This is a genomic window from Dietzia sp. SLG310A2-38A2, from assembly GCF_014145095.1.
Lineage (GTDB): Bacteria > Actinomycetota > Actinomycetes > Mycobacteriales > Mycobacteriaceae > Dietzia.
The window spans coordinates 1-4776 of record NZ_JAALDX010000328.1 but is presented as its reverse complement, the minus strand read 5'-3'; the positions used below and the strand labels follow the sequence as shown (position 1 = coordinate 4776).

Genomic DNA, 4776 nt, shown 5'->3' with positions numbered 1-4776 from the left:
TCCCGCCGCCAACCCAGTGGCGGCATCCCCCTCGACCACCTGTCGGTCGAGGGCTACGTGCGGGGGATGTCCCGCAAACGGCCGGACATCGACGTGACGATCCTGCGGATCCCCGCGATCCTCGGCCTGCCCGAGCCCACGGTGTTCGGGGAACTGCTCGCGCCGTCGATCGCCCCCGTGCTGGCGGGTTACGACCCCCGCATCCAGCTGCTGCACCCGCAGGACGCCCTCGATGCCCTCCTGCATGCCACGATGGGTGCCGCACCGGGGACGTTCAACATCGCCGGCGACGGGATCCTCACACTCACCCAGGCCATCCGGCGGGCCGGACACGTCCCGCTGCCGGTGCCGCCGCAGACGTTCAAGCTCGCCGTGCGTCTGCTGTCCAGCCAGGGGCTGCGCGACATCGGGGCCTCGCAGCTGCGGTACCTGCGCTTCGGGCGCTCCGTGGACACCACGCGCATGCGAGACGAGTTCGGTTTCACGCCCCGGTACTCCACCGAGGAGGCGCTGCACGCCTACCTGGTGGACTCCGGGACGGAGCCGCTGATCACCCGCGCCACGCTCGAGCGCAAGACCGCCAAGGTCGCCGCCATGCTCCCGGCGCCGGTGGCCGACCGGCTGCGCGCGGGTGTGGACACCACACTGTGCGAGCTCGAGGCGATCGGTGCCCTGCCCGACCCCAACGAACCCGATCCGAGCAAGCCCGATCCGAGCAAGGAGGAGGCACTGTGAGGGGCCCTGAATTCGACCTGAGCCAGCCACTCGGCGGGCCTCGCTGGGGGGAGGGCCGCCGCGACTCACGGAGCGACCGCATCGTGGGCGAGGGCTTCCTCGGCGCCACCAGCCACAGCGACGCCGCCGCCACCGAGATCGGCCGGATCGTCGACCGGTTCCTCACCTCGGTGCGGGACACCCTCGGCCAGGTGCTGGAGGCGCTGCCGGTCGACGCCGAGATGCTGGGTCCCGTCCGCGAAGCCGCGCGGGGCGTCGACGTGATGCTCGCGACCGGCGACGTCAGCGCGCTGTCGGGGCTCGTCGACGCCATCAACAGTGTCGGCGAGCAGATCGCCACGCGCGTCACCGGTGGCTACGAGGTCGACGAGTTCGGCTTCGACGAGCACTTCCACAGCACCGTGTGGCTACCGATGTGGCGGCCGTTGTTCGAGCACTGGTTCCGGGTCGAGGTGATCGGCGCCGAGAACATCCCCGCCGAGGGTGCCGGGCTGATCGTCTCCAACCACGCCGGGGTCCTGCCGTTGGACGCGATGATGACCACCGTGGCCGTCCACGACCACTCGGGCCGCGCCCTACGGCTGCTGGCCGCCGACCTGGCGATGACCCTGCCGGTCTCCGCACCGCTGGCCCGGCGGGCCGGGGCGACCCTGGCCTGCGCTGCCGACGCGGAACGCCTGCTCGAGAGCGGGCACGTGGTGGCGGTGTGGCCCGAGGGTTACAAGGGCTTGGGCAAGCCGTTCTCGGACCGGTACCGGCTGCAGCGCTTCGGCCGCGGTGGGTTCGTGTCCACGGCGCTGGACGCCGGCGCGCCGATCATCCCGTGCTCGGTGGTGGGCTCGGAGGAGATCTACCCCAAGATCGGAGAGTTCTCCCCGCTGGCGCGCCTGCTGGGTGTCCCCTATCTGCCCATCACGCCGACGTTCCCCCTGCTCGGCGGCCTGGGCGGGATCCCGCTGCCCACCAAGTGGACCATCGAGTTCGGCGAACCCATCGAGACCTCGCATCTGGGTCCGGATGCTGGCGACGACCCGATGATCGTCTTCGAGATCACCGACCAGGTCCGCGAGACCATCCAGAACACCCTGTTCCGGAACCTCGCGCGCCGCGGGAGCGTCTTCTTCGGCTGAGCCGCGTGGCGGTCGTGCGGTGTTCGGCCGTGGGGTGCCCGGGCGAACCGGCTCAGAACATCCGTCGGATCTGGCCCCTCGTCCGCACGCCGTACGAGGACTTGACGGCCGCCCGGGCGCCGGCGAGCCCGCCCACCGCGATCACCCCCGGGACCGCCTTCTTGGCGGCCTTGCGCACGGTGCGGAAGTCCTTGATGTCCCAGCCGTTCTCCGAGGCGTACTTGCGCAGCCGCCCGTCCGGGTTGATCGCCACCGGGTTGCCCACCATCGTGAGCATGGGCATGTCGTTGAAGCTGTCCGAGTATGCGTAGCACTTGGACAGGTCGAAGCCCTCGGCCTCGGCGAGGTTGGAGATGGCGTGCGCCTTGCCGGGCCCGTGCAGGATGTCGCCCACCAGTCGGCCGGTGTACACGCCGTCCTCCTCCTCGGCCACGGTGCCGAGCGCACCCGAGAGCCCGAGCCGTGCCGCGATCACCCGCGCGAGCATGACCGGCGTGGCGGTGACCAACCACACCTGCTGCCCGGCGTCGAGGTGCATCTGCACCAGCGAGCGCGTTCCCGGCCAGACGCGGTCGAGCATCGAGGTGTCCACGACCTCCTCGCTCAACGCGGTCAGCTCGGCGACGGTGTGGCCCTTGACGAAGCTCAGCGCCTTGTCCCGGCCCGCGGCCACGTCGTCGGCGTTCTCCTTGCCGGAGACCCGGAACTTGACCTGTGACCACGCCATCGACGCCACGTCCTGCGCGGTGAAGAACTTGTGCTTGGCCAGCCCGCGGGCCAGCAGGATGATCGAGGCGCCTTGGATCAGGGTGTTGTCCACGTCGAAGAACGCCGCGGCCTGAGGGTCGGGCACGAACCGCGTGGCGGCGTGGTCGTCGTCGCCCTCGGTGACCGTGGCGTCAGCCAGCGGGGGACCGGGCTCGGCGCCGGGCTCGAGTTTGACCGCGTTCCTGGCCGAGGCCTCGCCGGCGACGCGCTGGTCGCGGGCGTTGCGCCGGCGCCAGACCAGCCGACCGATCGCACTGGTGACGTCCGCCCGTCCGGGGAGCCGGAGGCGGTTGCCCCCGGAGTCGGGGTCGGAGGCGGAGTCGTCGGTGGCGTCGGTGTGGTCGTTCACCGGGTGGACCTCCTAGTGGGGGTGGGACCCCATCCTAGGGGAGCCCGGAGGGGGTCGGGCACTATCAGGGCATGGTGCACACGGTGACCCTGCTTACCCGCGAGGGTTGTGGAAGCTGCGTCCGGGTCCACGGGCAGTTGGTCCCGCTGTGCGCAATGGCGCACGCGCGGCTCGAGGTGGTGGACGTGGACCGTGCGGCCGACCCCGAGCTCGCGGTGGAGTACGGCGACCGCCTGCCGGTGGTCCTGGTGGACGGCGCGGAGCACTCGTGTTGGGAGGTCGACGACGACGAGCTGAGCGCCGACCTCGCCGCCGACGAACCGTTCCGTGGCTGGGAGTGAGCCTGCCGTCCACCGTCCTGCGGCGCGCGCTACTCCTCGGCGAGCAGGACCTGCAGGATCGTCGCGTGCCGGAGAAGGAACGCCCCCTCGTCGAGCTTCTTGCGCCGGAGCCACCCGGTGACCTCGCTGTTGTGCTTGCTCGCGTTGCAGGAGGCGCACGCGGGGACCACGTTCTCCAGCGTGTAGCGCCCCCCGCGGGACACGGGCATGACGCAGTCGCGCTGGAGTGCGGGGCCGTCCGCCCGGCAGTAGGCGCACCCGCTCCAGGCGTCGAGGAGGTCGGCCCACTGTGGGGCGGTGAGGTCGTTGTCGACTCTCGAGAGTCGCCGCTTCCGTCGCTTCGCGTACCGGGCGCGTGTCGCTGCGGACACGGTGGTGGAGGACCTGGTGGTGGAGGACCTGCGGCGAGGTGGCACGGCGCAACCGTACGTCGCCCACGAGCGCCCGGTGGTGTGGTGTCCGCGCGCGCCCCGACCCGGGCCGGGGCCGCCGAGGGTCCGCGCTGCTCATGGCGGCCGCACGGCGTCGCCCGGGCATAGCATCCGCCCCGGCGACGGTTTTGTCCCGGGGTGCCAAGCGGGTTACGGTGGAGTTCGTTGCGGGTCGATCGCAGGCTCAGGCCACGGCCGTCCCGGCAGGGGATTCCACTGGGAATCGCCCTGTACGCAGCCGTGCACACCGACAGGAGACGACCGACTGTGGACCACTGTTCCGCGTGTGCGTCGAGTGTCGTCCCGTCGTTCCCGGTGTCCCGAGTTGACGCATTGGTGCCCATTCTGGCATGGGCCCCATCGGCACTCGCGTCCGGGGGTCGGCCGTGAGCATCCTCCTGGTGGGTCTGTCCCACCACAGCGCCCCGGTCGCCCTGTTGGAGTCGGTGGCCGTCGCGGAGGCCGATCGGGACACGCTCACCGAGAACCTGATCAGCGGCAGCCACGTCGACGAGGCGATGATCGTCACCACCTGTAACCGCGTCGAGGTGTACGCGGCGGTGGAGGCGTTCCACCCGGCACTCGACGACGTGGTGGGTCTGCTCTCGCGGCACTCCGGGCTGTCGGCCGACGAACTCAGCCGCCACCTCTACGTCCGCTATTCCGAGTCGGCGGCCGAGCACCTGTTCTCGGTGGCCTCGGGACTGGACTCGATGGTCGTGGGCGAGCAGCAGATCATCGGACAGATCCGGACTGCCTACCAGTCCGCGTCCGACATCGGCGCGGCCGGCACCACGCTGCACCGACTCGCCCAGCAGGCGCTTCACGTGGGGAAACGCGTCCACACCGAGACAGGCATCGACTCGGCGGGGTCGTCGGTGGTGTCGGTGGCGCTCGACCGCGCCGCGGAAATCCTCGCCGAGGGGGCCACTCCTGCGACCACCGAGGCCCCCGGGTCCGCGTCCCGCCGTCTCGACGGTCGCCGCGCGGTCGTGCTCGGAGCGGGTGCGATGGGCGGCCTG

At 71.2% G+C, this 4776-nt stretch carries 5 protein-coding genes and 1 pseudogene; 4 read left to right on the top strand and 2 right to left on the bottom strand.

Annotated features, from left to right (window positions below; translation table 11 throughout):
- Both G6027_RS18855 and G6027_RS11890 read left to right on the top strand, forming a co-directional pair.
- Positions 1-735 (top strand): annotated as a pseudogene (locus G6027_RS18855) (nucleoside-diphosphate sugar epimerase); the annotation flags it as partial.
- Positions 732-1865 (top strand): 1-acyl-sn-glycerol-3-phosphate acyltransferase, encoded by a 1134-nt coding sequence (locus G6027_RS11890; RefSeq protein ID WP_182637363.1) that lies wholly within the window; start codon positions 732-734, stop codon positions 1863-1865. The pseudogene G6027_RS18855 and the gene G6027_RS11890, both read left to right, overlap by 4 nt.
- 52 nt (positions 1866-1917) lie before the next feature.
- Here G6027_RS11890 and G6027_RS11885 read toward each other — a convergent pair whose 3' ends face one another.
- Positions 1918-2982, bottom strand: coding sequence for an HAD-IB family hydrolase (locus G6027_RS11885; RefSeq protein ID WP_182637362.1), 1065 nt, complete (start codon positions 2980-2982; stop codon positions 1918-1920).
- A 71-nt stretch (positions 2983-3053) separates the two neighbouring features.
- On the opposite strand from G6027_RS11885, the gene G6027_RS11880 reads away from it, so the two are divergent.
- Positions 3054-3323, top strand: a complete 270-nt coding sequence (locus tag G6027_RS11880) for a glutaredoxin family protein (protein WP_182617775.1) — start codon at positions 3054-3056, stop codon at positions 3321-3323.
- Positions 3324-3352: 29 nt separating this feature from the next.
- Here the strand turns inward: G6027_RS11880 and G6027_RS11875 are convergent, their stop codons facing one another.
- Positions 3353-3694, bottom strand: a complete 342-nt coding sequence (locus tag G6027_RS11875; RefSeq protein WP_182637361.1) for an HNH endonuclease — start codon at positions 3692-3694, stop codon at positions 3353-3355.
- A gap of 446 nt (positions 3695-4140) precedes the next feature.
- Between G6027_RS11875 and hemA the strand changes: the two genes are divergently transcribed.
- Positions 4141-4776: glutamyl-tRNA reductase (gene hemA / locus G6027_RS11870; RefSeq protein WP_182637360.1), on the top strand; the 636-nt coding region annotated here is incomplete at its 3' end.